Genomic DNA, 25230 nt, shown 5'->3' on the forward strand with positions numbered 1-25230 from the left:
GAAATCTGTGCGGAGCGCGCCGTCAATGGAGATGATTTCCGGGTGGACGACGCGACGTATCGGATGACCCGGCTGGCGCTGCACGCAGCGGGAGAGTTGCTGATCGCCGGACCGCAGTATCGGAACTTCGGGACGATCAGGCTACGGCCGGTGCCCGGCGGATTCGGCGGTGTGCGATGGCCGGTGTCGGTGATCGGGACCGATCTGCTTTCGGCGCGAATGCGGGTGCCGCTCGCCGGGACCTATCGTGAGGTTGCGGCGGCGGCGGGTTTCGAACCGGAGGCGCCCACTGGGGTGTATCAGGACACCACCGGCGTCGATCCCGACGACGCGATCGGAATCGATGCGGCGGCGGCCACGGTGATCGCGGACTGGTTCGCTCTCGGTGATTCGGCACTGCGGTGTTTGGCGGCCGATGTCACGCCCGTGTTGTGGCCGGAGCATTTCGATCTGTCCAGCACCATCGGCGAGGTCAATTTCGGGGTGTCGCCGGGCGATGACGCGCATTCGGGGCCCTACGCGTACGTGGGACCGTGGACCGCGCGCACCGGTGCGTTCTGGAATGTCTCCTTCGGTGCGCTGCGTGCGCGCGACGAGGTGAATACCACGGCCGGTCTGTTGGCGTTCTTCGAGGAAGGCCGGGCGCTGGCGGCGGCCGATTGATCGGCGCGACGTGCTCAGTGCATGCCTCGGCCGCCGCCCGCGAGCCGGCCGCGTCGAATGAGTGCCCGTTTGGTTCCGGGCGCCACCGCGGGCAGCGGACTATCGGGATCCGGCTCGGGGGCGTCGGGGTTCGGTCGCACGAACAAGGTGACGGTGGCCGCCGCGCTGAAGCCGCTGCGAGTCATCAGCGCCGATGAGGCGGCATTGCGGTTCTCGACGTCGGTGACGATGCGGCGCGCGCCCCGCGCGAACAGTGCCTCCGAGCAGACATCGACCAGGCGCCGGGCAATGCCATGGCCCTGCATATCCGGCGCGACGGCAATCCATTCGAGGTAGCCCCAGTCGTCACGGTGCTCGAATTCCATTGAGCCGAGCACGAATCCGACGACCTGATCGGAATCGAGGGCAACCCAGCACGCATCATCGGGGCTGTCGAGGTGTTCGGCCACGCTGGTCAGCGACCAGGAGGTATAGCCGTTCACGCGCCCTTGCGGGCGGGCGTCTTCTTCGCGGGCTTCTTGACGGGCTGATCGGTGCTCTTCGCCGCTGCCTCGGTGGCCTTTTTCGCCGAGGCCGCCTTCTTGGCGCCGTCCTGCCCATCGCTGCTTTGGCTGGATGTGCCGGTACGACGGCCACTAGCTTCTAGGCTGCGCTGCAACGCGGCGACCAGGTCCACCACTTCGGCATCCATTTCGGCGGGTTCCGCCTCGGGCTGGGCGGGCACTTTGCCGGTGCCACTGGCAATCGCCTCGTTCAGCAGGCGCTCGAGTTCGAGCTGGTATTCGTCGGTGTACTCGCTGGGATCGAAATCGTCGGACATGGATTCGACGAGCGTTTCCGCCATCTTGATTTCCTGCGGTTTGGGCGCGGCGACACCGTCGAGGGATTCGAACTCGGCAGCGCGGACCTCGTCGGGCCACAGCAGCGTTTGCAGCACGAGAACACCGTCGCGGACCCGTAATGCCGCGAGCCGGGTCTTCTGTCGCAGCGTGAAGTGCACCAGTGCAGTGCGATCGATGTCTTCCAGCGTGGTCGCCAGCAGCACATACGCCTTCGGCGTATTCGAATCGGGCTCGAGATAATAGCTCTTGTCGAACAGGATCGGGTCGATCTGATCCGACGGCACGAACTGCAGCACCGGGATCTCGTGCTTCTCGGCCGCGGGCAGCTTCGCGAAGTCCTGATCGGTGAGAATGATCTTGTCGCCTTCGGGGGATTCGTACGCCTTATCGATATCCGCGTACTGCACGGACTTTTCGCATACCGTGCACACCCGGTCGTATTTGATCCGCCCGCCGTCCTTGGCGTGCACCTGATGGAACCGGATGTCGTGGTCCTCGGTCGCGGTGTAAACCTTTACGGGGACATTGACCAGCCCGAATGCAATCGAGCCTTTCCATATAGCTCGCATTCCACGATGCTACTTTCGACCAGTCGGTTTTGTCCGGTGAACCGGCGTGACCTGAGGGTTTGTGGTTTTTGACGCGTGTTGTCGGTTATTGTTCGATGCTGTTTGTGGACCTGCGACGTCCTGTGGATGTCCGGTAGGCGGCCTGCATTTCGTGCTTACAGGTGACGTCAGGGCAGACGGGCGTGCGCCGAAGGCCCGTTGTCCGTGCACTCAATTGTCTGTGTTTGGAGGGGATATGACCATGGTGCTCACGCGTTGCACCGGCAGAAGCTGCTGGTCATCGGCGGTTGACTGCTCGAGGTTGTCCCATATTTGTTCGACTGTCGGGACGTGTCGAACATGGGAATGGGGATGCCCTGCGGATTTCGGGTGGGCGGTTGGTGATCGAAGCTGATTACCCAGCCGGGAAGTTGGCGGACCCGAAGCCTTTGGTGATCGCCGTGCCAGCGCCAAACTGACGAGTCTTGGTCCAGCGGTTGGCGTGCCGCGTGCGCCCAACCACGCGGTCGCGAAATTTGTCAGCGATGACAGAAAATCGTGCGCGAGGGGGGAATCGATCACGGAGCCGCAACAATATTGGTGCAGATGTGTGCACGAGTACTTCTATTGTGCGTCGCTAGTGTGCCGGTCCTGAAATTCGAGTTCTAATTATCTATGGTGTTGGGGTGGTGGGTTCCGGGTGTGACGATGTCGAGTTCGTGCTGACCGATGATGAACGGGAGCAGCTTGTCGCGTGGTCGCGGGCGGGGTCGGAGCGGGTGGCGGTGCGGGCGCGGATTGTGCTCGGGTGCGCTGAACCCGGCGTGGTGTATGAGCGGTTGGCCGCCGATCTCGGTGTGACCGCGATGACGGTGGGCAAGTGGCGCAAGCGGTTTCGTGAATCACGGCTGGATGGATTGAGCGACGGCCAGCGGGCGGGGCGGCCGAAAGCGGAGTTGGTGTTGAGCGATGACGAGCGCGAGCAGTTGACGCGCTGGTCGCGTCGGGCGAAGACCGCGCAGGCGTTGGTGTTGCGGTCCAAAATCGTGCTGGCCTGTGCTGCGGGAGGTTCGAACAAGCAGGTGGCCGCTGATCTGCGGGTGACCGAGAGCACTGTGGCCCGGTGGCGGCGCCGGTTCGTCGAGCAACGTCTCGCGGGCTTGGTCGACGAGCCCCGTCCCGGGCGGCCGCCGTCGATCCTGCTCGATCAGGTCGAAGACGTGCTGATCACCACGCTGGAACTCTCGCCACCGAACGCCACGCACTGGACGAGGTCGTCGATGGCGAAGCGAACTGGCTTGTCGCGCACGACGATCGGACGAATCTGGGGCAAGTTCGAGTTGAAACCACACCTGGTCGACGGGTTCAAGCTGTCGACCGATCCGCGATTCGTGGACAAGGTCGTCGACGTCGTCGGTCTCTACCACAATCCGCCGGAGCGGGCGGTCGTGTTGTGCGTGGACGAGAAATCCGGTATGCAGGCCCTCGACCGCTCGCAGCCGGTGCTACCGATGATGCCCGGCATGCCCGAACGTCGCAGCCATGACTATCAACGTCACGGCGTGAGTGAGGTGTTCGCAGCGTTCAACATCGCTGATGGCACCGTGATCTCGAAGCTCTACCCGCAGCACCGCGCCACCGAGTTCAAGAAGTTCCTGGTCGCGATCGACAAAGCCGTACCCACCGAGTTGGACGTGCATCTGGTCTGCGACAACCTCGCCACCCACAAAACCCCGGCCATCAACGCCTGGCTCGCCAAACACCCCCGCTTCCACATGCACTTCACCCCGACCGGATCCTCATGGATGAACCAGGCCGAACGCTGGTTCGGGTTCCTCACCGACCAACTCCTACGCCGCGGCGTCCACAAAAGCGTTGCCGCACTGGAGAAAGACGTCCGCGCCTGGATCACCAACTGGAACGAGAACCCGAACCCTTCATATGGCGCAAAACCACGGAGCCACCAACATCGCCGAAGCCTGCCGCAGCACCGCCCTCAGCGCCAACTGCGGCCTCCACCTCCTCAACCGGCAAAACTTCCCATCTCCAGGGCTCGACATAACGAGACATCATCGGGGTTCACTCACGTTCGCCCGCCCCTGCCGTACCCGTTGTGGGGGTTGTTGGCGATCGCGATCCTGGCTACCGCCGCGGGGATGCGGTCGGTAGCCGGCGTCGCGACGTGGGTGAGGACCGCGCCGCAGGAGATCCTGGCCCAGTTGGAGATTTCGTTGCGACGGCCCCGCGAGAAGACGTTGCGCATGATCGTGGCCAGGATCGACGCCGACGTATCGCAGCTCAGAGCTCCAATCTCCGTTCACGGCCCGCCACTCACCCCACACCACCGTGAAAGCCCCGGGTTAGCTGTGCGCCACTGGAGTTTCACCGATAGTCGCGGATTTCTCGTCATCGTCGAGCGAGACCCCTGCTGTCTCGCGAAGCGCATACACGCTCAGAGCGGCAACGACGGCAATCACTGCCATCATGATGGACAGCCCCACACTCCCGTGCGCTGCGAGGATCGGCGCGGCGAGGATTGGAGGGATCGCGCCGCCGATCACGCTACCGATGTTGTACGACACTCCTGTCGCAGTGGAACGGTACGACGTGCGGAAGATCTCCGGGAGAAAGGCTGTCGTCGTTCCACTGGCGATACCCACCACGAACAGCGTGATCCCGACCGCAAGGACCATCGCGGCCGCGCCGCCTGTGTCAGCGAGTGGGAACATAACGAATGCCCATACAATCGCAAATCCGTTGGCTGCGCCGATGACCTTTCGTCGCCCGAAATGATCGGCGAGTAGTGCACCGGCCACGCTGCCTACGATGTTGAAGAAGACGCCGATCAGGTTGATCGTCAGCATGGCGTTTCGGCTGAACCCGAGGTGCCCGGTTCCGTAATTCGTCAGGTATACAGCGCCCATGTAGAAGAAGGCGAGCCACATGATGACCGCACCAGAGGCGAGGATCACCTCACGCCACTGGTGTCGGAGCATCTCGCTGAACGGAGACTTCGCCGCCCTCGTTTCGGCCTGCCGCTGCGCGGCCGCGCGGAAGACCGGGGTCTCCGCAATGCCGAGTCGTACAAAGAGCCCGACAAGAACCAGCACGATACTGGCGATGAAAGGCAACCTCCAGCCCCAGTCGAGGAAGGTTTCTGTGCTCATCGACAACCCTGTGAGCAGGAAGGTCAGTGTTGCGAGGAGTAGTCCGGCCGAGGTACCCAATGTCGGAGACAACGCGAACAGCGCGCGTTTCTTCGTCGGCGCGTATTCGCCGACGAAGAGGGCGGCGCTAGCCCACTCACCCCCGATAGCGAAGCCCTGGACGAAACGAAGTACTACTAGGAGGATCGGTGCCCAGATGCCGATAGCTCGGCCATCGGGAATCGCACCGATCGATACGGTTGCGATGCCCATCAGGAGAAGAGTAGCTATCAGCGTGGTTTTTCTTCCCACCCGGTCCCCGATGTGGCCGAAGACCACGCCGCCGACAGGACGAGCGATGAATGCTACTCCGAAGGTGGCAAATGAGGCAGCGGTCCCTGCTGCCGAGCCCAGTTCTGGAAAGAACACCTTTGGGAAGACCAGTGCGGCTGCCGTTCCATAGATGAAGAAGTCGTAGTACTCGACAGTTGTTCCGAGGAAGCCGGCTGTGACTACCCGGGCCAACCTCCTCGACGAGGGTTGCTGTGCATCATCGGTCAACTCTCCCATGATGGGCCTTTCCGGTTGTTGCAGGCTACGGCCGCCCTGACATTCGTGTGCCGCGGGTTGAACCTAGATGTGCTTGTCGTCACATCGCAGGTGCTTTTCCGGTGGCTGGAACGCAAACATTCACCGGCGATTTTGACGTGCGGGTTTTGTCGGGTGATGGCGTGGTTGTTCGCCCCGGCGGCGGTTGCTGCCTGGTGGTGTGCCCGGGTTCGACAGTTGGGGTCGCCGACTAGTTCACGTTTATATGGGTTGAGCTGCGGATCGGCGGGATCAAATCGAGTGGATTGGGTCCTGAGCTCGGGCTCGAAGGCTTTGCTGCCTACCAGCTCCTGAAGGCGGTCGACCTGGACCCATCCGTACTTGAAATTCACGACCAACCAACCGAGGGCCGGTTCTCAACGAACCGGCCCTCGACTTCTGCCACCACGATTCGCGCCGAACACGTCGAGTTCCGGGGTTCGGAACATATGAACACAACCATGCATGGAACAAATAGTGTCGCCGAATGCCCGACGAACCAGCAGCAATTCGCGCCTACATCCTGACCAAGAGGCTTGTTCTGAACGGGGAATTTCCAGGTGGTCATCTCCTGTCGGAAGGTGAGATCGCCGAACGTCTCGGAGTCAGCCGCACTCCGGTCCACGACGCGTTTCTACGTTTACAAGCTGAGGAATTCTTGACACTTATCCCGAAGCGCGGCGCGGTCGTCAAGCCGGTGTCCCCGGGCGAGGCGGAGGACATCCTGGATGCGCGCGAGGCGATCGAGATCGCTGCGGTTCGTCGGTTGTTGCGGCGGCCAGAACTTGTCCCAGCTGCCATCACCGCACTGCGGGAGGCGCTGGACGCTCAGTGCGGACACGTCGATGACGGCGACCTCACTGCTTTCGCAGAAGCAGATGAGACATTTCACCGGTCGATCGTTGCGGCTGGCCGCAACGCGCTGACAATTCGGTTCTATGCTTCGCTGGCCGACCGGCAACGGCGGATGAGCGTGCACGCCCTCGGGCTGAGCCCGCAGCAGATACCCGAGGTGATTCGCCAGCACAGGGAACTGATCTCGACTATCGAGGCCGGCGACGCTGGCCACTTCGCACGCGCCCTGCGCTCACACCTCGACGGGACCCATCGGCGATGAAAAACTCCTGGAAAGCGGCTGCGGCCGCAGTGTTCGTATGTGGCTGGGGCGGCAACCAGTTCACCCCGCTTCTGGTGCTGTACCGGCAGTCCGGCCTGTCGGTCGTGACGGTGGACGCACTGCTGGGTGCGTACGTCGTCGGCCTCGTTCCAGGTCTTCTGCTAGCGGGGACGCTATCGGAACGGTATGGGCGTAAACCTGTGCTGATCACCGGTACCGTACTCGGCCTGCTGGCCAGTGTTCTGATTGCGACACACAGTGTTGGCTGGATCGCCGTCGGCCGATTCATGACGGGCCTTGCTGTGGCGACAGCGATGGCAGTCGGGTCGACTTGCATCATGGAACTTTCGGTCGCGGCCGGAGCGGACCGGGGAACCGGAGCACGACGTGGAGCGCTGTGGCTCACACTGGGGTTCGGACTGGGGGCGGGGGTCGCTGGCGTGCTTGCTCAATGGGCGCCGTATCCCACTGCATTGCCTTACGTGGTACACATGGTTTTGGCGGTGGTTGCCCTATTCTATTTGTTCCGGCTGCCAGAGACGCGCACCAAGTCGGCTCAGCGCGGTACCGGTTTGCGTTTCGCACCTGCCCGCCACCCGCGATTTGTCCGAGTCATTATGCCGATGGCACCGTGGATCTTCGGTTCGGCGGGAGTGGCATACGCGATCATGCCGCAGCTCGTCGGCGATAAGGTCGCCAATTGGGGTCTTATCTACTCGACGCTGCTGACCGTTTGCACACTCGGAGCCGGCGCACTCGTCCAACCTTTCGCCAAGAACCTGGATCAGGCGACCAGCGCTAGAGCCGTCGTTTTCGCCATGGTGATCATGTCAGGCGGGCTCGCGGCGAGCGCAGTCGCGGCCGTGGATCGATCGCCGGTCGTCGCTTTGATTGCCGCGATTCTGCTCGGTTTGGCCTACGGGACTGCGATGGTGTCCGGGCTGATGGAAGTGCAGCGGCTGGCACGGCCACACGAGCTGGCCGCGTTGACCGGCGTGTACTACGCGCTGGCTTATGTGGGCTTCTTGCTACCCACGGTTCTGGCGCTACTTTCGGGGGTCGCGAGCTACCCCGTGCTACTAAGTTGTCTGGTCCTCGTGGCACTGGGAGGGACGGCAGTCATAGCGAAGAATTCTCGATACCATTTGCCGAGCGAGGTTTGAACGTCGAATGGGCCGATCTCCCTTGCAGATCGGCCCATTCACCGCGCGAGCTGCGCTTAACTGTAGTTCTTTAGTTCTTTGCCAATCTTTCGAAGATCCACTTTCGGATCTGTCAAGTAGTCAGGCTCGAGTCGGGCACCCTGGGCGATAAGTCGCTTCGCCGCCCGCAGAACTCTGCCCTCATCGATGGCGGCGCACCCGACAAGAACCCCTTTCGTGTCCACACGGAACGCAACCCGAACAGCGCCCTCGTACTCTCTCACTACAGTGAAACCAGGGATATTCATCGATCCGACAGCTTCTACGTGCACGCCGTACCGATCGCTCCAGAACCATGCCGGCGGTCGCTCGGCCGGGTGCTCGCCGACGATCCCGCACGCCGCAGCGGTTCCGCTGATAATTGCTGCCTCCCAATGCTCGCTACGCCGGCGCAGCGTGCCATCAGCGTCTCGGACCCTGATTCCGTCACCCGCAGCCCAGATAGCGGGGTTGGAGGTCTCGCCGGATGCGTTGACCTCGATACCGGTGTCGACCACGAGCTCCGCCGAGTCGGCCAAGGCCGTGTCCACTTCGATTCCGATCGCAACCAGAACCATGTCAGCAGCTACCCGGCTGAACCCGCCCTGACGTTCGATATCAACCAGCAGGCTCTGCCCATCGGACACCACACGAGTGGGAGTGCCCACGATGATGTCGACCCCATTGGCGGCATGCATGCTATGCAGGGCCTCGGCTAGCTCCTCGCCGACTGCGGGTACCAAAGGAACGGGGATAGGATCGATCAAGGTGACTCTCGCCCCGGCCTTCGTCGCTGTAGCTGCAACCTCCGCGCCGATCAGGCCAGCGCCGACGATGACCAGCGCACAGCCTGGGCGCAACGCGGTGCGAATCAGATCGGCGTCCTCTCGCGTGCGCAGCGTCACCACCCCCGGCAGGTCACCGCCGGGGATCGCCAACCTGCGGGCTTGCCCACCCGTTGACAAGACCAACGCGTCGCTGGCCAACTCGCCGCCGGATGCCAGCATGACCGACCTACGGCTGGCGAAGAGCTTAACCGCGGAATCGTCGACGATCTCCACCGCGTTCTCGGCGAACCAATCCACCGGGGCAAGGTGGAGGGCGTCCGCATTCGCCTGACCGTCGAGATAAGCTTTGGACAGAGGCGGACGGTCGTAGGGGATGCCCTGCGGGTCGACGATGCGCAACACACCGTCGAAGCCGCGAGATCGAAGCTCACGGGCGACTGTGAAGCCCGCGAGCCCGCCCCCGACAACAGTGACCGTGCGGATCGAGTCGGCGGAAGACACGAAACCTCCTTGTGAGTGATCTGGGTGCTGAATTGTGGGGGAGGTATTCAGAGCATCGAACTGCCGCCATTGACGCTGAGTGTCTGACCGGTGATATACGATGCCTCCTCCGAGGCGAGGAAAGCGACGGTCGCAGCCACCTCGGCAACAGTGCCCGGCCGACGCATCGGGATTGTCTCGCGCATCTGGTCTGTGAATGCGATCCAATCTGCCTGCTCGGTTTCGGACGCCGCCGCGATTCGCGCATCGGCCTCGGGTGTGGTGATCCATGCTGGCGCAACGACATTGACGGTGATGCCCTGTTCGGCGTACTCCCGAGCCAGCCCTGTCGCCAAGGCGTGCACGCCGCCCTTTGCCGCGTTGTAGATGGCATGCCGGTACAGACCGTTACGGACGGATTCTGCGCCGACATTGACGATCCGTCCGTACCTGCTCGCGGCCATGACTGGTAGAGCCGCGAGGGTGCAGTACAAGGTTGTCCAGAGATTGCGGTCGATCGTCGCGCGCAGTGTCTGCTCGGTGTGCTCAGAGGTTCGGCGGATGACCCCACCCCCGGCGCAGTTGACCAGTATGTCGAGCCGTCCGAAACGTTCGGTTGCGGCGTCGACGAGCGCCGATGCGTCCGGACGATCACTCAGATCCCCGAGCACTGCGTGTACTCGGCCGGGTGCGCCGGCCTCCAGCTTGGCGCCGAGCACCCTCAGCCGGCCTTCGTCGAAATCACCAAGTACGACCTGAGAGCCTTCGGCCGCAAGTCTCTCAGCGATTCCGAAGCCGATCGGGCTCGCACCGCCAGTGACGACGGCAACCCTGTTGATGAATCGTTCTCCGGTCATGCCGACACATCCGCTGGGTAGATATACACCTTGCCGTCCTCGATCGTCGCCGCATAGCGCGCGAGGTTGACGGTCGCTGGGAAGCACAGTGCCTTACCGTTGCGGACGTCGAACCGGGCATTGTGCAGCGTGCAAGTGACTTCGAATCCATCGAGATCACCTTCCTCGCCCAGCGACCATTTTTCGTGTGTACAGGTGTCCGCGGTCGCGTAGAACTCGTTGCCGATCCTGTAAAGGGCAACGGGTTCGCCGTCGGTCCTGACGGTCATACTGTCGCCGTCATCGAGGTCGTCTACCTCGCAGGCGAACATCCGTTGTGTCACAGCAGATTCCTGACCCATCGTGTTCTCTCCTCTCATTCTTGTGGCGTGTGGTCGGCCCTACAGGACGAAGGAGATCTTTCCCTGAGGATCCAACCGATCGTGTGCGAGAACACTTTTCTTTCGCCGGATCAGGAAACCCTCTGCAGCCGGCACAAGTTCGTAGTAGTGCCGGCCGACATACTGATCGAACTTTCCTGCTTTCATGCGCGAAACGATGAAGTTCGCCGCGACAAGTAACGACTGCTCGAGCCGATCAGTAATCCGTACGTTGCCGACGATTCGGCTGGTTTGTGAGTGCGGAAACTCTGCGTGTGCTTCGGGCTTCTTGAGCCGAATGATTCTTTGCTCGAGCATGGTCCGCCGGTCATGGATCAGCGACCAGGTCAGACCCGGGTCGGAGTTGGGGGAGTCGGTTGCCGGTACCTCATAGATGCAGTCGAGTGTGAACAGCTCCACCCATTCCTCGAGGCGCCAGTCATCGAGCAGTGCTGCCTCGAGGTAGAGGAATTCCTCTACCTCGGAGCGCGTGATTGTGCTGACTGGTCGCACTGCAGTGATCACTGATTCTGTGGTCGTCATGCGCCTATGCCTCCTGGCTCTCGCGGGTTTCGAACGGGACGAGCTCGTCGACCTCGCATGGGAGCTGTTCGCCTGTCATGACGTAGTTCCATTGCCGCCACCACGCCCGCATCTGAAGTTCGTCGTTGGCAGCGGGCCGTGCCTTACCCATGCCCTTGGAGATGTCGGACAAAGGAACCTCTCGTCGGGTGCTGAATCCCCGCTGTGCCTGCTCGAGGGCTTCGACGTCGTCCGGCGTGGCTAGGCCCGCAGGGCCCCAGAAGGTGAGCGCGTTGTCGATGCGGTACTGCAGCGACTCCTGGTCCAAGCCACGCGGCGCGACATGCCAGCTGGTCACGTGCGTGCGATTGGGGCCCAGCGGCATGATGGTTCGGACGACCATGCCGAAGTTCAGATCGATGAGCACGAAGTTCGGGAAGAAGATCGAATTGCGTGCAATGTTGAACAGTGCGGAGGCATACGACTCGCCGTGTTTGGCCACCGCCTTGCCTCGCAATTCGGCAAGGTTCTGCGCGACCTTCTCGTTGGCCAGCGGCAGACCGTTACCCGGGTAGAGCAGTGTTGCGTGTCCGTTGCCGAACTCAGTACCGACGCCGGCCGGGGGTATGCCGTTGATCGTGCCGTCGCCGAGCATCGGTGGAGTTTGCCCGAGCTCCATCATCATCTCGAAGTACGTGTGGTGTACCGACTTCGCGTGGTACCCGTCAACGCTGTTCTCTACGAGGAGTTTCCAGTTGGCGTTGATGGTGTAGTTGTGCGAGCCCTCGAGGATCTCGATGCCGTCCTCGGATTGGTCGACTGCCAGGTCCAGTAGATATGCGGAAGTTCCCAGCCATGTGCGCAGATCAGGTGCACTATCGGAGAAGTTCAAAAACCAGAAACCCCGGTACGAGTCGATCCGCGGTGACCGCAGTCCACCGTAGACGTCGGCCGGTGCGGTCGCGTAGTCCTCTCCGGCCGGGACATTGACCAATTCCCCCGAGTTGCGGTAGGCCCACCCGTGATAGAAGCAAGTGAAGATCTTCTGATTGCCTCGCGGGTGCCGGCAGACCGAGGCACCGCGGTGCAGACAGGTATTGAGCAGTACCCGGACACTTCCGTGCCGATCGCGATTGAAGATCACCGAACGTCCTCCGACATCCCGGGTCCGGAAGTCGTTGTTGTTGGGGACTTCCGATTCATGACCCACATACAGCCAGGCATCGGCGAAGATCAGGTCGCGTTCCTTTTCGAAGATCTCCTGTGAGGTAAAAACCTCCCTGTCGATCTGGAACAGTGAATCCCTGCGGTTGTCGATTACGTATGGTGTGGGCACGACGTCGACTCCCTTCATTCGGAGGTACGGGCCGCGCTCGCGGCCCGGGCGGGTGGGGTTCAAGGCGTGGCGGCTGCCAAGGCGCTGTCGCCGGCGAACGTCATGGCTGGTGCAGTATCAACATGCTGCGGCTTTGCGGAGTTCGGGATGGCTGTCACCAGCCGGAGGTTCCGCTGTGGCCGCCCCCTCTTGACGCGGGATTCCTTTGGGATCGACATTGCCGACGCAGCATCGGTTCCCGAAATCAACGGCACATTGGTCAGTCCGACGATCGGTGGGCGCCGTCGTTGGCGAGCTCATGTATCTGCCCTCTTGTGTCCTCGCCGAGCGCAGAGAATGCTCGGCAGTGCACCGACAGTAGGAGGCCAGAGAGCTGTCGTGGGACGTGGTTCCAGCCGCCGGAACCGAGTGACGCTGCGCCCCCATTTCCACTCGGGGTTCCAGGCAGCGGAACGATCTACGCGCGAGCCGCTCGAGGGCACTAGCGTCGGCACTTCGTTTCCCATTTCACGCGGAGCGGGGTCCCCCAGGCCTCGGACACGCCTCACAGTCACGGAGTGCAGATGCGCATCGTTGACCACGACACACCCGATGGCCCGGACAAGATCCTCCATATCCGGTCGGTGGGCTGCGACGTCAACATCATCGTCGGGACGCACGACCCCAACGGGGTACCGTTCACGACAATTGAAATCCTTCCGCGTGAACCCGACGATGACGGGGTCCGCTGGACGCACTTCGGCACCTCGAACGTTGTGGTGATGCCCGTTTCACATGGCGAGGCATTGCTTGGCCGGTCTCCGGCCGAACCTGCTTCCCCGCCCTTCCACGGAGAGGTACACAGGTGAGCCAGTTTCTCGGTATCGGCATGACCCATTACCCGTTGCTTGCGGGCACCGACGATCATATGGCGGGGTTGCTCCGTTGGACGCTGACCGACCCCGATATCCCTCAGGCTGAAAAGGATCTGGAAAACTGGCCGGAATCGATGCGTGAAGAATGGGGGGAAGACCAGGGGAGAGGATCTGCTGCAGTGCATCGTGCTCGCCTTCTGGAAGGTCTGCGCAAATGCCGCGCAGCAATTGACGAATTCCAACCCGACGTGATCGTGGTATGGGGAGATGATCAGTACGAGAACTTCCGCGAAGAAGTGATTCCGCCGTTCTGTGTACTCGCCTACGACGATCTTCAGGTACCAGCGTTCGAGGTAATGAACGACCGCGGAAGCCCAAACGTCTGGGGCCTTCCCGACGACTTCGAGATAACCCTACGTGGAGATGCGGATTGTGCCCGCGCGCTCACTGATGGACTGATTCGCGACGGCGTCGACATGGCTTACTCATATCGCAAGCGTGCGGGGGCGCACTTTCCGCACGCAATACTGAACACGCAACTGTTCTTGGACTATGACCACGCCGGCGCGGAGTTCCCCTACCGTTTACTGCCGGTGACGGTGAACTGCTACGGCCAACACGCAATTGCCCGGAAGGGTGGCCTGGCTCGCTTCGCTGATATTCGTAACGAAACACTCGATCCATCTGGTCCGACTCCGGCTCGGTGCGTGGCAGTCGGGCGTGCCATCGCGAGATTTTTCAAGGACAGCGACTTGCGGGTAGCTTTTGTCGCGTCATCGAGTTGGTCGCATGCGTTTCTTGCCGACTCGCTCTGGCATATCCGGCCCGACACCCCGGCGGACGAGCGACTTTACAAGCTTCTCGTTGAGGAACGGTACGAGGAGCTCACCTCGACGACGACCGTTGAGGTGATCGAATCTGGCCAGCACGAAATTCTGAATTGGTTCTGCTTGATCGGTGCTATACAGGAGCTTGGGCTGGAGCGGGAGTGGTCGACGCTCGTCACCACGAGCGTATTCAACTCCAATAAGCCCTTCGCCGTTTACAGCGGCTGATGTGGCGATCCGGCTGTGCGCCTTTCGCCGCTGGCACCGGCCGGAGCGGGAAGCCGGCCGGAGCGGGAAGCCGGCCGGCTCCGGCCGGCTTCCCTGTGCATCAGTCGATTCCGGGGAACCAGATCTCGTTTCCTTGGGCCAGAATGCGTTGATTGTCTCGGCTTATCCTGTCAGCGGTTACGCGAACCGCATCTATCAGCGCACGATCGACTGCATTGTCGTTTGCTGTGGTCGATACCGATATTGCCCCAACGGCTCGACCCCTAATCAGAATAGGTGCCGCAACACAGGTCACATCAACGTGGGATTCGCCACGTGCCACGGAAACCCGTCGACTTCGCACGTTCTGAAGCTCGGTGAGTAGGTCTTTCGGATCAGTGACCGTATTAGGCGCGAGGGCTGCCAGGGGCTTCGCCAGGACCGCTTCCAACTCTTGATCAGTGACGAACGCGAGCATCGATTTCCCCAGTGCGCTGGCGTGCGCTGGCAGGTCCATTCCAGGGCTTGCTGATGGAAGTTTGTGTCCGGGAACGAGGAAGCGCTCCACGAAGACTACTCGATCGCCTCGTAAGCCGCCCAGGTGTACATGCCGGCCGGACCATCGGTGTAGCGATCCGAGGTGCGGCAGAGCGGACTCGCGAAGACTTTCGATCGGCATAGCGGACGCGAGCCGTCGCATTGGTAAGCCGATTTTGAAGCCCTGACCGTGCGACTCGATGACGCCCAGAGGGATCAGTCGACGAAGAAGCCGGTGAGTCGTCGACTTCGGTAAGCCGCTCGCTCGTGCGATCTCCGTCAACGTGAGTACTCGTTGGTCGGCATTGAAAACACTGAGAACGTTGAACGCTTTCGACAGGATCGACGCAGGCTGATCATCGGTGTCCGACAGTTGCTCGTACATGGAACTCACCAGTATCCCCTCGCTGTTCAGCGGCGAACAGCAGCTTGCGACATTGCAGCACATCATGATAGCCCGATGCAGCGCACAAAGTGTGCAGCCGAGTTTGCCAGTTCCGGCCACTGAAACCAGGCCCACATCGGCGCATAACAATGGTTAGCGTCCGTCAAGGAAAGCGTGACCACGCCAAATGCACCTTCAACCGAAAGAAGTCTTATGCCCCCTGCGACGGCAGTCGACGTCCACGCGCACTACCTGGGGGTCGACCTTTCGGATGTAACGGATTGCGACCATGATGCTCCGCGACTGGTCGTCGACACCGACGAAGGTGGTCGAATCATGCTTGGCGACAAGATATTCCGCGTCGTCCAGCGAGAGCTGTGGGATGTCGACGAGCGGCTGCGTCGGATGGATGAGGCCAGTCTCTCCCATCAGGTGATCTCGCCGGTGCCGGTCGTGATGGAGCACGCGTGGCGGGCTGATGCCGAGCCCGGTTATGCAGGGCGAGTGAACGACTCGATAGCGGCAGCGTGCAACAGGTCCGGTGGACGGCTGCGGGGCCTCGGCTGCCTACCGCTGGCGGATGCGGAGGAGGCAGTTGCAGAGCTTAGTCGGTGCTTGAAGCTTGGTTTGCGCGGGATCGAAATCGGTACGAGGATCGGTGATTTCGATCTGGATTCGCCAGAACTCGACCCGTTGTGGGCAGCGTGCGATCGCCTCGGTGCGGCGATATTCGTGCATCCGGTCTTCGGCGGTCAGGGGGTTGTCCGCAGGTCAGGGCAGCCATTCGATCTCGGCCTTGGCATGCTGGCCGACACCGCGATTGCAGCGTCAGCGCTGGTCTTCGGCGGAGTACTCGAGCGATATCCGCACCTCAGAGTGGCGCTTGCACACGGGTGCGGCGCCTTCCCCTGGGCCTATCCGAGGTTGCGGACGGCGGCCGCCATGCACTCTGTAGGCGACCCAGCGGTGTGGGATCGGCTGGTGCGGCGCCTCTATGCGGACACACTTGTCTTCGACGATGAACATCTGCGGCTTCTCGTCCACCGGTTCGGGGTGAATCGACTGGTACTGGGAAGCGACGCACCTTTCTTTCCTGACCAGATGCGCAAGTCGATGGCTTCCATCGACAAGGCCCGGAAATCCGGTGTACTTCCGGCGGAAGCCGGCCCCTATGCGCTCGCCATCAATGCGCTCGAGTTTCTCGGGCTCATGGACGAGATGTGAAGTACCTACTCAACGTGACCAAAGGATGTGACCCTCATGCCTCTGACTGACGAGAACCTGGTTGGCGTGCCAGGTATGGCGAGCCGCTGGGTGCGACTTGCCGACGGATCCCAGGCCCACTACATGACAGCCGGCGACAACGGCCCTTCGGTTGTGTTGCTCCACGGTGGACTTCCCGGGTCTTCAGGTCTGGCCGGTTGGCGTTATATGGCGCCGTACCTCGCCGAGAAAGGCTTCCGCGTTTACTGCCCTGATATGCCGGCGTTCGGTCTGTCGGATTTGCGGAGGGAGTACTGGCCGAACGGCATGGAGAGTTTTGTCGACTTCATCGCCCAGTTCGTGGACGCTCTATGTCTTGACCGGTTCCACCTGGCCGGTAACTCGATGGGATGCATGAACACCGTCAACTACATGGTGTCGCGGCCCGATCGGGTCGCAAGCTTCGCTCTGATTGCTGGAGACGTGGGAAACGTTGTGCCAGAGGAGATTGCGCCTCCTAAGGGGCAGTTCCACATGACTGCGTATGACGGGACCCGCGACGGCATGCGATCGATGATGGAGGCGATCATCCATCGCACCGATGCCATCAGTGACGACCTGGTCGAGATGCGCTACCTGTCGGCCAGCAAGCGCCTCGAAGCGCATGCCCTGTTCTGGCCGACTCTGCTCCAGTACCGACACATTATTCCGTGGACTGATGAGAACCGAGCGGCCCGGTTGACCACCAAGGGACGACTGGACCGGATCAACATCCCCGGAATCTACCTGTACGGACGTCAGGACATCCTCACTCCCGTCGAGTGGGGGTACTTGCAGGAGGATCACCTTCCTAACGTGCAGTTCTTCTACCCGGATGATTGTGGCCATCAGGGACAGACGGACCGTCCGGACATCTTCAATCCGATATTTGCCGAGTTTTTCGCTACCGGGACAGTCTCGGGTGAGCTCGCCGACAAGGCGGGCGTATCCGATCGCCGGCCCGAGTTGCCGCTGATCAAGCGCGGCTGACCAGTTCGTGACAACAGAGGAATGTCCATGCCGGATACAGAGCTACCGAAGTAGCTGCTCGAGTCGGCTCGTACCCGTGTGCCGTGCGCTCCTGTCCGCGACGTCCTTCCGGACGGGAGCGCCGCGACCTGCTATGCAGTTCAGAACATCCTCACACGGGCTTCTCTGGCCGAAGGACGTCGGATTGTGGGCCGCAAGGTCGGACTGACCTCGCCTGCGGTCCAGAACCAGCTCGGAGTCGATCAGCCCGACTTCGGAGTGCCTTTCGACGACATGGCGGTGGCCGACGGGGCGATGGTCGACCTCGGACGGCTCTTGCAGCCGAAGGTGGAGGCCGAGGTCGCATTCGTCCTGAGGGCCGATCTGTCCGGGCCGGGCCTCGATGAGGAAGCAGTTCGTGCCGCGACTGATCATGTGGTTGCGGCATTGGAGATCGTGGACAGCCGAATCGCGGGCTGGGACATCACCTTTGTCGACACTGTATCGGACAATGCCTCGAGCGGACTCTACGTGCTCGGACAAGCGCCCGTCCTGCTGGACGACCTCGACCTTGCCGAGGTCGGCATGAAGCTGGTCGACGGCAACGGGGCCGTGGTGAGCCAGGGGAGTGGGGCCGATTGCTTGGGCGATCCAGTCACCGCAGTGTTGTGGCTCGCTCGAACGTGCCAGGACTTCGGAGCACCCCTGCGAGCTGGTGAGGTCGTGTTGTCCGGTGCGCTGGGACCGATGGTCCCAGCGGTCTCAGGTGGCATTTACACCGCATCGTTGGACGGACTCGGAACTGTGTCGGTCGGATTTTGTGGGCCGGATGTACCGGCTATGAGCGATCCGTCCACAGCATTCACTGTGCGGAGGATTGACGAAATGACGACGAAGGTCGCGATAGTCGGATCGGGAAACATCGGATCCGACCTGATGATGAAGATCATCCGTCCGGGATGTTCTCGACCCTGGGACCCAGATCAGGATCCACGCCCACGAGAACCTGTCGCTGTCCGTAGCTAACTCGATTGTGGCAGTGGAGGAGGGCGTAACTCGCGTCGACGCGTCGCTCGCGGGGCATGGTGCAGGGGCCGGAAACTGCCCTATCGAAGCATTCATCGCTGTTGCGAACATCCTCCGGTGGCGGCACGGTTGCGATTTGTTCGCGCTACAGGACGCTGCGGACGATATCGTCCGCCCGCTCCAAGACCGCCCGGTTCGTGTTGATCGGGAGACACTGACACTGGGATACTCCGGTGTCTATTCCAGCTTCCTTCGGCACGCCGAGCGAGTGTCGGCACAGTATGGGATCGACACGCGAGACATTCTCGTTGAGGTAGGGCGACGCGGCATGGTCGGTGGTCAGGAGGACATGATTGTCGACATCGTCCTCGACCTCCTTCGAGGGGCAGACTGAGCGGCGTTGGTGCAAGGTCGGTGTCCTGGCTGAGCCGGTGGGCTGGGACATCCCCGCGTGCGGCCGAAGTTGGAGGGCGGAACGCGGTGATCAACGGTCCGGCGGTGGCCGGGTTCACGATGGCCGCGGCGGAGTCGGTGCCGCGGGCGAGGTTGGCATGATGGATCAAGTACCGCAGGGTGTCGGCGACGTCCCCGTCGCTGCCACCGCCACCAAGCACCACCCACGGCCGCCGCGACACCCGCACCCTGAAGACAACCGAGATTGCCGCCGGCATCGGGTTCCCCGGTGCGGTGCAGGCGTTGCGCGTGACCCGCACCCGCGTCAACCGCAAGACCCGCAAGAGGACCCGCGAGACCGTCTACGCGGTCACCAGTCTGCCAGCCGGCGACTCCACACCGCAGGAGAGATGGAGTCCCACCACCCGGGCCGGGGCCAGGTCCACAGTGATGCGGACGTGGGCATGATCGACCTCCCGTCGATACTGGGCACCCCGCGCCTCGACAATCTGGTCTACTGCTGTGGCAGTGGGTCGTAGACGGGAAGAATCGCACCGCCGGGAATGCCGAATACCACCTCGACGCTCAGTTCTTCCAGCGACCGGACGACGGCCTGGGCGCCGGTCAACTTTTCGAGACCTTGATGAGCGGGGCCGAGAGGTGGCGCCGGTGCCGGCGGCGTGAGTGGCCGGTGCGAAGCCTCGGCGGACCGTGGCCGGTGATGGGACAGAGTGTGACTCACGTGAATACCTCAGTAGTCGACCGTTCCGCGGGTGCCGGGAGCGGCCGCGGCGGATTCGGTGGCGGTGACTGGTAGTCGGGAGCCTCGTGAGCTGTAGTTCGTGCGGGTGCGGGCGTCGGCCCAGCAGCACGGGTGGGCCGGATGCGGGGGTGGCGCATCGGGCTCGTGGTGGCGCGGCGGATAGCGTTGTGCGCAGTCGCTTTTCGATGTGGGTGGTGTGGGTTCAGCGTCTCGCTGAGTGCTTGTCGTTCTCGGGTTGGTGCACGGCGAGCTTGCGAAACAGAGCTGGCGCACCAGGCGGCAGGTCGGCTGGTCGAGACCGTGGTCTGTGCTGGTGTTGAGCAGCCAGAGCAGGCGTTGGTAGAAGACAGGCGGAGTGATTCCGAACGTGGGGCGAATGTATTCGTCGCCGCCGTCGAACCGGTGCCACCGTGTGGCGAACTCCAGCATCGAGTGTTCGTCCGGAGTCATGGGCGATTCGCTCGCTTCCCATCGGGTCAAATCAAATCGTGTGCGTTGAAACCGTTTTCCAGCTTGTGCTTGACTGCGGTGAGATAGCGGGCGGCGTCGGCGCCGTCGACGATACGGTGGTCGTAGGAGACCGAGAGGTAGGCCATGGATCGGACGTTGATGGTCAGATTCCCGTCGCGGCGGGACGGGACCAGGCGTTCGACCACGGCGCCGGTTCCGAGGATCCCGGTCTGGGGCTGGTTGATGATCGGGGTGTCGAACAGTGCGCCGCGGCTTCCGGTGTTGGTGAGGGTGAAGGTGCCGCCGCCCAGCTCGTCCGGGGTAATCGTGGCGGTGCGCACCTTGTCCGCCTTGTCCGCGATCGCCTGCGCGAGCCCGGCGATGGTCAGGGTGTGGGCATCGCGGATGACCGGCACCATCAGGCCCTTGTCGCTGTCGACGGCCATTCCGAGGTGCACGTGGTTGAAGTAGGTGACCTCGGTGATCTCGGGGTTGAGCGAAGCGTTGAGCATCCGGTGGGTGGCGAGCGCTTCGACCGCCGCCTTGGCGAAGAACGGCAGGAAGGACAGCTTCACGCCGGTGCGGGCGAGGAACTCGTTCTTGTGTTGCGCGCGCAGGGCGGCGATGGCGGTGACGTCGACCTCGAGAACGCTGGTGAGCTGCGCGGATATCTGCAGTGACTCGACCATGCGCTGGGCGATGGTCCGGCGGATCCGAGGCAGCTTTTCGGCCGTGGCGCCGGACACGGCGGCGACGGGCTGGGCAGGATCCGGCGTGGCCGGGGGCGGCGGTGAGTTCACCTCGGGTGCGGGATCGGGAGTCGGAGACCGAGGCGGTGGTTCCGGTGCGGTCGCCGGAAGGTGCGGCGGAGGTGGGGCCGGTAGGGCCGGTGAGGGCGAGGCGGCGCCGGAGTCCGTCGCGATGGTGGCGAGTGCTGTGCCGACCGCGACGACACTGTCCTCCTCGACGAGGATTTGGTCGAGTACTCCGCCGACCGGAGCGGGGATCTCGGTGTCGACCTTGTCGGTCGCGACTTCCAGCAGGGGTTCCTCGGCCTCGACACGGTCGCCGGGTGCTTTGAGCCAGCGGGTGATGGTGCCTTCCTCGATGCTCTCGCCGAGGGCGGGCATGTGCACCGTGGTAGCGGCTGCGATCTGGTCGGTGGTCATGGGGGTAGCGGGCTCCTGGGTCGGTCCGGATCAGGGCAGGATGTCGAGCGCGGCGCGCACGATGCTGTCGGTGTCGATGCCGTGATAGCCGTAGACGTCGTCGAGCGAGCCGACCTGCCCGAACTTGCTGACGCCGAGGGCAGTGCTGCGCACCTGGTTGATTCCGGCGAGGAACGCGAGTGTGTGAGGGTGGCCGTCCAGGACGGTGACCATCGGAGTCGCACGGTCGGCGGGGAAGAGCTGGTCGAGGATCCAGCTCGCACCGGCGCCGCGGCCCTGCCGGGCCTGCAGAGCTTCGAACAGCAGCCCGGGGCTGGTGATGCACACGACGTCGGCGGGCACTCCGGCCTGCGCCAAACGCTCTGCGGCGGCGAGGGCTTCGGGCATCAGCGCACCCATAGCGACGATGGTCAGCTGGGCGCCTTCGCGCCGGATCAGCGGGTAACCGCCGGCCACGACCTGCCGCCTGCGCCGTTCCCGGGCCGCCGGATCAGCGGGCACGTCCGCCAGGGTCTGGTCGACGGGGCGAGTGGACAGCCGCAGGTAGGCGGAGCTGCCGTCGGGGCGCCCCATCTGCGCCAGGCTGGCGAGCAGGGTCCATTCCACGTCGATGGCGAAGGCCAGGTCATAGCTGATACAGCCGGGCTGTTCGAGGCCGATGGAGGGCGTTTTGATCGACTGATGGGCTCCGCCCTCGGCGGCGAGGGTGACACCGGAGGGGGTGCCGACCAGGATGGACTGACCGCCGGCGTAGATACCGTAGGACCAGGGTTCGAGTGCACGCTCGACGAACGGGTCGTAGAGCACACCGATCGGGAACAGCGGCTGTCCCCATCGGCTCCAGGTGGCGCCGAGTTCACCGATCAGGCCGACGAGGTTGGTTTCGGCGATGCCGAGCTCCATATGCTGGCCGGTGGGCCGTTCATTCCAGTGCATGATGGTTTCGGCGTCGTCGGCGAACCAGTTGTGCCGTTCGTCGGGCGACCACACCCCCACTTTGTTGACCCAGCCACCTAGGTTGGTGGTCGAGCTGACATCGGGGCTGACGGTCACGACGCGCTGTGCGGCCTCGGGGGCGGCGCGGGTCAGATCCAGCAGGGCCCGTCCCAGCGCGGCCTGGGTGGTGGAGGTGCCTTTGGGGATACGGCCGAATTCGGTGGGGATTGTGATATCGGGCAGCGCGGGCACCGGATCGCGGTGCAGCCACGCCGCGGTTGTCTCACACACCTGCCCGGCCGCGGAATCGGCCGGGAACCGCTGCCACTGATTGCGCGGGTCGTGTCCGATTCCCTCGGCGAACCGGGTGTACTCGTCGACGGTGAGCAGCGCGGAATGATTCTGCGGGTGGCCCTGGGTGGGCAGGCCGTAACCCTTGATGGTGTAGGCGATGATCACGGTCGGGCGGGTGTCGTCGATCTGCCGGTAGGCCTGGATCAGCGCGGGCAGATCGTGGCCGCCCAGGTTGCGGATTGCGGCGGTGAGGGTCTCGTCGTCCAGATCGGCGATGAGCGTGGCGATCTGATCACTGCCGGTCCCAGTGCCGGGCAGCCGGGTGCGCACTTCTTCGGCGCTGCATCGCAGCAGCCGCTGGTACTCCGGGTTGGCCATCTCGAGGATGCGGGTGCGCAGCGCGTCGCCGCCGGGGCGGGCGAACAGCGATTCGAGCAGTCGGCCGAACTTGACGGTGATGACCTGCCAACCCGCGGCATCGAACATCTTCTCGAGCCGGCGCGCGGCGATATTGGGCACCACCCGGTCCAGGGATTGGCGGTTGAGGTCGACGATCCACACGACCTCGCCCAGTTCGGTGATTCCGGGATCGAGGATCGCCTCCCAAACCGCGCCCTCGTCGAGTTCGGCGTCCCCGACCAAGGAGTACTGGCGACCGGAGCCGGTCGCGCCGAGATGGGTGTCGACATAGCGGCGTGCCATCGCTCCCCAGATCGGTGCGGTCGCTCCGATGCCGACCGATCCGGTGGAGTAGTCGACGGTATCGGGGTCTTTGGTGCGGCTGGGGTAGGACTGCAGGCCTCCGAACTCGCGCAGTGTCGTCAGATACTTTTCGTCGAGTTCGCCCAGCAGGTAGTTGATCCCGTGCAGGACGGGTGAGGCGTGCGGTTTGACCGAGACCCGATCACCGGGGCGCAGCTGTTCGAACCACAGCGCGGTCATGATCGAGACCATCGAGGCGCACGAGGCCTGATGGCCGCCGACTTTCAGGCCGGTCGGGTTGGGGCGTACGCGGTTGGCGTGGTGGATGATCGAGGTGGAAAGCCACAGCAGCCGGCGCTCGATCGACTCAAGGGCGTCGAAGTCCGGATCGGCGGCAGTGCCGGAGGCCACGGAGCTGATCTCGGGGGCAACGGGCGTGTGGTTCATGGACCTCTCCTTGCGTGCAGGATGCTGCGTCGGCGCAGCATGCGACTGCGGCGGGGTGTGTGAATCACCTGTGCGGCGGAACCGGTGGGCCCGATGCGACGGGTGGGGCGGGGTGGGTGAACCGATGCGCGGTGTCAGCGACCCCGATCTGCCAAGGTGTTATAACAGTTGAGCAGGCGGTTCAGGGCTGCGCAATACCCGAGGCCCGGCGTGAGCAGATTGCACACGAGCGGCGAAGGACCGAGAAGAACGGTGGGCATCATGACAACCACGCACCAGGCGGACGAGATCGACGCCCGATTGCTGCTGGCGCTGTCGCAGGCGCCGCGGGCCACCGCGATCGCCCTGGCCGACACGGCCAAGCTGTCGCGCAACACGGTTCAGGCGCGGCTGGCCAAACTCGAGGAATCCGGCGCGTTGCAGTCCTTCGAGCGGCGTATTGATCCGGCGGTGCTGGGTTATCCGTTGCAGGCTTACATCCTGACCAACGTCACCCAGCGAAAACTCGTCGAGGTCGCCGCCGCGCTCGACGAGATCCCCGAGGTGCTCGAGGTGCTCGGGCTCAGCGGTGTGGCCGACCTGCTGATTCAGGTGGTCGCGCGCGATGCCGAAGACCTTTATCGCGTGGCCGGGGACATTCTCGGCATCAAGGGGGTGAGGCGGACCAATACGGCCCTGGTGATGCGCCGGATGGTCGACTATCGCACCGGGCAGTTGGCGCGGCAGCTTCTCTGATGATCCCTCGTTCGCTGAGGACGGGCCTTCATGACGGCCGAGCAGCTGTTATAACATCAGGCTGACCGCGGATCGGACGTTGTAGCGGGACAGGGAGTGGGTCATGAGCGTGACGGCCGGGGGCGAAATCGTGCGACCGCTGACACCGACGTCGGTGCCGGAGCAGGTCGCCAAGGAAATCCGGCGCTCGATCCTGGCGGGCCGGCTACGACCCGGCCAGTCCTTCTCCCTGCGCGAGATCGCCGCGCAACTCGGCGTCAGCTTCATACCGGTCCGGGAAGCCCTGCGCGACCTCGAGGCACAAGGACTGGTCATCACCAGCCCCGGCAAGAGCGCGATGGTCGCACCGCTGTCGCATGACGATGTGCACGGGATCTACCGGCTGCGTCGCCGGATCGAACCCGAACTCGCCGGGCGCGCCGCCGCACTGCTGCGGGACGAGGATTTCGCTCGCATCGAGGGACACCTCGCGATGCTCGCCGACGCGGCCTCGGGTATCGACGAGATCTACGAGGCCCACCACGCGTTCCATCTGGAACTGCTGCGCCCTGCCGCCACCACCTGGGACGTCCGCATCCTCGAAAGGCTCTGGCATGCCGCCGAGCGGTATGTGCGGCTGGCGTTCGCCGGACGTGACAGCGACCCAGACGAACCGCATCGCCGCTGGTGCGCCCATCACGAACTGCTGCTGGCCACGCGTACTTGCGACGCACGCAAGGTCGCTGCCGCGACCCGCAAGCACCTGGCGGACAACGAGCGGATCGCCGTGCGTGCCTTGGATCCCATTGCGCCGTAGTCGAAGACGTCTGCGGCGTCCGTATCCTGGCGCCGCTGCTACTTGGTCCGGCGAAAATTGTGCCCTGGCTG

At 63.3% G+C, this 25230-nt stretch carries 23 protein-coding genes and 4 pseudogenes; 14 read left to right on the forward strand and 13 right to left on the reverse strand.

The window, feature by feature from the left end; genetic code table 11:
* Positions 1–42 precede the first annotated feature (42 nt).
* A complete protein-coding gene (locus LKE06_RS22835; RefSeq protein WP_228001410.1) occupies positions 43–663 on the forward strand; it encodes a hypothetical protein in 621 nt (206 codons plus the stop codon).
* A 14-nt stretch (positions 664–677) separates the two neighbouring features.
* Here LKE06_RS22835 and LKE06_RS22840 read toward each other — a convergent pair whose 3' ends face one another.
* Together LKE06_RS22840 and ku are read right to left on the reverse strand one after the other, a co-directional pair.
* Entirely contained in the window at positions 678–1145 is a 468-nt protein-coding gene (locus tag LKE06_RS22840; protein ID WP_228001411.1) for a GNAT family N-acetyltransferase, read from the reverse strand.
* Entirely contained in the window at positions 1142–2074 is a 933-nt protein-coding gene (ku, locus tag LKE06_RS22845; RefSeq protein WP_228001412.1) for a non-homologous end joining protein Ku, read from the reverse strand. The genes LKE06_RS22840 and ku overlap by 4 nt, the downstream gene beginning before the upstream one ends.
* Positions 2075–2739: 665 nt before the next feature.
* Between ku and LKE06_RS22850 the strand changes: the two are divergent.
* Positions 2740–4115 (forward strand): annotated as a pseudogene (locus LKE06_RS22850) (IS630 family transposase).
* A gap of 103 nt (positions 4116–4218) precedes the next feature.
* A pseudogene (locus LKE06_RS33520) lies at positions 4219–4281 on the forward strand (hypothetical protein); the annotation flags it as partial.
* A gap of 132 nt (positions 4282–4413) precedes the next feature.
* Here the strand turns inward: LKE06_RS33520 and LKE06_RS22865 are convergent.
* Complete coding sequence (locus LKE06_RS22865; RefSeq protein WP_372477415.1) at positions 4414–5769, reverse strand: MFS transporter; 1356 nt, start codon at positions 5767–5769, stop codon at positions 4414–4416.
* A gap of 505 nt (positions 5770–6274) precedes the next feature.
* Between LKE06_RS22865 and LKE06_RS22870 the strand changes: the two genes are divergently transcribed.
* The gene (locus LKE06_RS22870; RefSeq protein ID WP_228001414.1) at positions 6275–6904 is read left to right on the forward strand and encodes a GntR family transcriptional regulator; all 630 of its coding nucleotides are present in this window, start codon (positions 6275–6277) and stop codon (positions 6902–6904) included.
* Entirely contained in the window at positions 6901–8067 is a 1167-nt protein-coding gene (locus tag LKE06_RS22875; RefSeq protein WP_228001415.1) for an MFS transporter, read from the forward strand. The genes LKE06_RS22870 and LKE06_RS22875 overlap by 4 nt, the downstream gene beginning before the upstream one ends.
* A 56-nt stretch (positions 8068–8123) precedes the next feature.
* On the opposite strand, the gene LKE06_RS22880 is transcribed toward LKE06_RS22875, so the two are convergent.
* The 5 genes from LKE06_RS22880 to LKE06_RS22900 are packed head-to-tail and all read right to left on the reverse strand — an operon-like array spanning position 8124 to position 12427.
* Positions 8124–9374 (reverse strand): NAD(P)/FAD-dependent oxidoreductase, encoded by a 1251-nt coding sequence (locus LKE06_RS22880; protein ID WP_228001416.1) that lies wholly within the window; start codon positions 9372–9374, stop codon positions 8124–8126.
* 47 nt (positions 9375–9421) lie between these two features.
* Complete coding sequence (locus tag LKE06_RS22885) at positions 9422–10210, reverse strand: SDR family oxidoreductase (protein WP_228001417.1); 789 nt, start codon at positions 10208–10210, stop codon at positions 9422–9424.
* Complete coding sequence (locus LKE06_RS22890; protein WP_228001418.1) at positions 10207–10551, reverse strand: non-heme iron oxygenase ferredoxin subunit; 345 nt, start codon at positions 10549–10551, stop codon at positions 10207–10209. Before LKE06_RS22890 ends, LKE06_RS22885 begins: the two co-directional genes overlap by 4 nt.
* Before the next feature lie 39 nt (positions 10552–10590).
* The gene (locus LKE06_RS22895; RefSeq protein ID WP_228001419.1) at positions 10591–11112 is read right to left on the reverse strand and encodes an aromatic-ring-hydroxylating dioxygenase subunit beta; all 522 of its coding nucleotides are present in this window, start codon (positions 11110–11112) and stop codon (positions 10591–10593) included.
* Positions 11113–11116: 4 nt separating this feature from the next.
* Entirely contained in the window at positions 11117–12427 is a 1311-nt protein-coding gene (locus LKE06_RS22900; RefSeq protein WP_228001420.1) for an aromatic ring-hydroxylating oxygenase subunit alpha, read from the reverse strand.
* A gap of 563 nt (positions 12428–12990) precedes the next feature.
* Between LKE06_RS22900 and LKE06_RS22905 the strand changes: the two genes are divergently transcribed.
* Both LKE06_RS22905 and LKE06_RS22910 read left to right on the forward strand, forming a co-directional pair.
* A complete protein-coding gene (locus LKE06_RS22905) occupies positions 12991–13275 on the forward strand; it encodes a hypothetical protein (RefSeq protein WP_228001421.1) in 285 nt (94 codons plus the stop codon).
* A complete protein-coding gene (locus tag LKE06_RS22910; protein ID WP_228001422.1) occupies positions 13272–14336 on the forward strand; it encodes a DODA-type extradiol aromatic ring-opening family dioxygenase in 1065 nt (354 codons plus the stop codon). Before LKE06_RS22905 ends, LKE06_RS22910 begins: the two co-directional genes overlap by 4 nt.
* Positions 14337–14436: 100 nt before the next feature.
* On the opposite strand, the gene LKE06_RS22915 is transcribed toward LKE06_RS22910, so the two are convergent.
* A complete protein-coding gene (locus tag LKE06_RS22915; RefSeq protein WP_228001423.1) occupies positions 14437–15237 on the reverse strand; it encodes an IclR family transcriptional regulator in 801 nt (266 codons plus the stop codon).
* Between the two features lie 213 nt (positions 15238–15450).
* Here LKE06_RS22915 and LKE06_RS22920 point away from each other — a divergent pair, with 213 nt between their 5' ends.
* The 5 genes and pseudogenes from LKE06_RS22920 to LKE06_RS22940 all read left to right on the forward strand — a co-directional run bounded on the left by LKE06_RS22920 (position 15451) and on the right by LKE06_RS22940 (position 19335).
* The gene (locus LKE06_RS22920; RefSeq protein ID WP_228001424.1) at positions 15451–16461 is read left to right on the forward strand and encodes an amidohydrolase family protein; all 1011 of its coding nucleotides are present in this window, start codon (positions 15451–15453) and stop codon (positions 16459–16461) included.
* A 36-nt stretch (positions 16462–16497) separates the two neighbouring features.
* Entirely contained in the window at positions 16498–17469 is a 972-nt protein-coding gene (locus tag LKE06_RS22925) for an alpha/beta fold hydrolase (RefSeq protein ID WP_228001425.1), read from the forward strand.
* 258 nt (positions 17470–17727) lie between these two features.
* Positions 17728–18474 (forward strand): 2-keto-4-pentenoate hydratase, encoded by a 747-nt coding sequence (locus LKE06_RS22930; RefSeq protein ID WP_372477418.1) that lies wholly within the window; start codon positions 17728–17730, stop codon positions 18472–18474.
* Positions 18404–18868: pseudogene (locus tag LKE06_RS22935) on the forward strand (4-hydroxy-2-oxovalerate aldolase family protein); the annotation flags it as partial. The gene LKE06_RS22930 and the pseudogene LKE06_RS22935, both read left to right, overlap by 71 nt.
* A gap of 179 nt (positions 18869–19047) precedes the next feature.
* Positions 19048–19335: a hypothetical protein gene (locus LKE06_RS22940; protein ID WP_228001426.1), complete on the forward strand. Its 288-nt coding sequence runs from the start codon at positions 19048–19050 to the stop codon at positions 19333–19335.
* Between the two features lie 58 nt (positions 19336–19393).
* On the opposite strand, the pseudogene LKE06_RS33300 reads toward LKE06_RS22940, so the two are convergent.
* The 4 genes and pseudogenes from LKE06_RS33300 to LKE06_RS22960 all read right to left on the reverse strand — a co-directional run.
* Positions 19394–19597 (reverse strand): annotated as a pseudogene (locus LKE06_RS33300) (acetolactate synthase large subunit); the annotation flags it as partial.
* Between the two features lie 21 nt (positions 19598–19618).
* A complete protein-coding gene (locus tag LKE06_RS22950; RefSeq protein WP_228001427.1) occupies positions 19619–20080 on the reverse strand; it encodes a DUF3263 domain-containing protein in 462 nt (153 codons plus the stop codon).
* Between the two features lie 26 nt (positions 20081–20106).
* A complete protein-coding gene (locus LKE06_RS22955; protein ID WP_228001428.1) occupies positions 20107–21249 on the reverse strand; it encodes a 2-oxo acid dehydrogenase subunit E2 in 1143 nt (380 codons plus the stop codon).
* 30 nt (positions 21250–21279) lie between these two features.
* A complete protein-coding gene (locus LKE06_RS22960; RefSeq protein ID WP_228001429.1) occupies positions 21280–23628 on the reverse strand; it encodes a thiamine pyrophosphate-binding protein in 2349 nt (782 codons plus the stop codon).
* A gap of 261 nt (positions 23629–23889) precedes the next feature.
* On the opposite strand from LKE06_RS22960, the gene LKE06_RS22965 reads away from it, so the two are divergent.
* Positions 23890–24363: an Lrp/AsnC family transcriptional regulator gene (locus LKE06_RS22965; RefSeq protein WP_228001530.1), complete on the forward strand. Its 474-nt coding sequence runs from the start codon at positions 23890–23892 to the stop codon at positions 24361–24363.
* 103 nt (positions 24364–24466) lie between these two features.
* Positions 24467–25159, forward strand: coding sequence for a GntR family transcriptional regulator (locus LKE06_RS22970; RefSeq protein WP_228001430.1), 693 nt, complete (start codon positions 24467–24469; stop codon positions 25157–25159).
* Positions 25160–25230: the final 71 nt, after the last annotated feature.

The organism is Nocardia australiensis (genome assembly GCF_020733705.1).
Taxonomy (GTDB): Bacteria; Actinomycetota; Actinomycetes; order Mycobacteriales; family Mycobacteriaceae; genus Nocardia; species Nocardia australiensis.

Excerpts from the sequence above, each read along its gene's own strand:
- LKE06_RS22885 (WP_228001417.1), bottom strand. The coding sequence starts at position 10,210 with ATGACCGGAGAACGATTCATCAACAGGGTTGCCGTCGTCACTGGCGGT.
- LKE06_RS22955 (WP_228001428.1), bottom strand. The coding sequence starts at position 21,249 with ATGACCACCGACCAGATCGCAGCCGCTACCACGGTGCACATGCCCGCC.
- LKE06_RS22970 (WP_228001430.1), top strand. The coding sequence starts at position 24,467 with ATGAGCGTGACGGCCGGGGGCGAAATCGTGCGACCGCTGACACCGACG.
- LKE06_RS22870 (WP_228001414.1), top strand. The coding sequence starts at position 6,275 with ATGCCCGACGAACCAGCAGCAATTCGCGCCTACATCCTGACCAAGAGG.
- LKE06_RS22960 (WP_228001429.1), bottom strand. The coding sequence starts at position 23,628 with ATGAACCACACGCCCGTTGCCCCCGAGATCAGCTCCGTGGCCTCCGGC.
- LKE06_RS22915 (WP_228001423.1), bottom strand. The coding sequence starts at position 15,237 with ATGTACGAGCAACTGTCGGACACCGATGATCAGCCTGCGTCGATCCTG.
- LKE06_RS22965 (WP_228001530.1), top strand. The coding sequence starts at position 23,890 with ATGACAACCACGCACCAGGCGGACGAGATCGACGCCCGATTGCTGCTG.
- LKE06_RS22875 (WP_228001415.1), top strand. The coding sequence starts at position 6,901 with ATGAAAAACTCCTGGAAAGCGGCTGCGGCCGCAGTGTTCGTATGTGGC.
- LKE06_RS22925 (WP_228001425.1), top strand. The coding sequence starts at position 16,498 with ATGCCTCTGACTGACGAGAACCTGGTTGGCGTGCCAGGTATGGCGAGC.
- LKE06_RS22895 (WP_228001419.1), bottom strand. The coding sequence starts at position 11,112 with ATGACGACCACAGAATCAGTGATCACTGCAGTGCGACCAGTCAGCACA.
- LKE06_RS22890 (WP_228001418.1), bottom strand. The coding sequence starts at position 10,551 with ATGGGTCAGGAATCTGCTGTGACACAACGGATGTTCGCCTGCGAGGTA.
- LKE06_RS22920 (WP_228001424.1), top strand. The coding sequence starts at position 15,451 with ATGCCCCCTGCGACGGCAGTCGACGTCCACGCGCACTACCTGGGGGTC.
- ku (WP_228001412.1), bottom strand. The coding sequence starts at position 2,074 with ATGCGAGCTATATGGAAAGGCTCGATTGCATTCGGGCTGGTCAATGTC.
- LKE06_RS22905 (WP_228001421.1), top strand. The coding sequence starts at position 12,991 with ATGCGCATCGTTGACCACGACACACCCGATGGCCCGGACAAGATCCTC.
- LKE06_RS22865 (WP_372477415.1), bottom strand. The coding sequence starts at position 5,769 with ATGGGAGAGTTGACCGATGATGCACAGCAACCCTCGTCGAGGAGGTTG.
- LKE06_RS22950 (WP_228001427.1), bottom strand. The coding sequence starts at position 20,080 with ATGACTCCGGACGAACACTCGATGCTGGAGTTCGCCACACGGTGGCAC.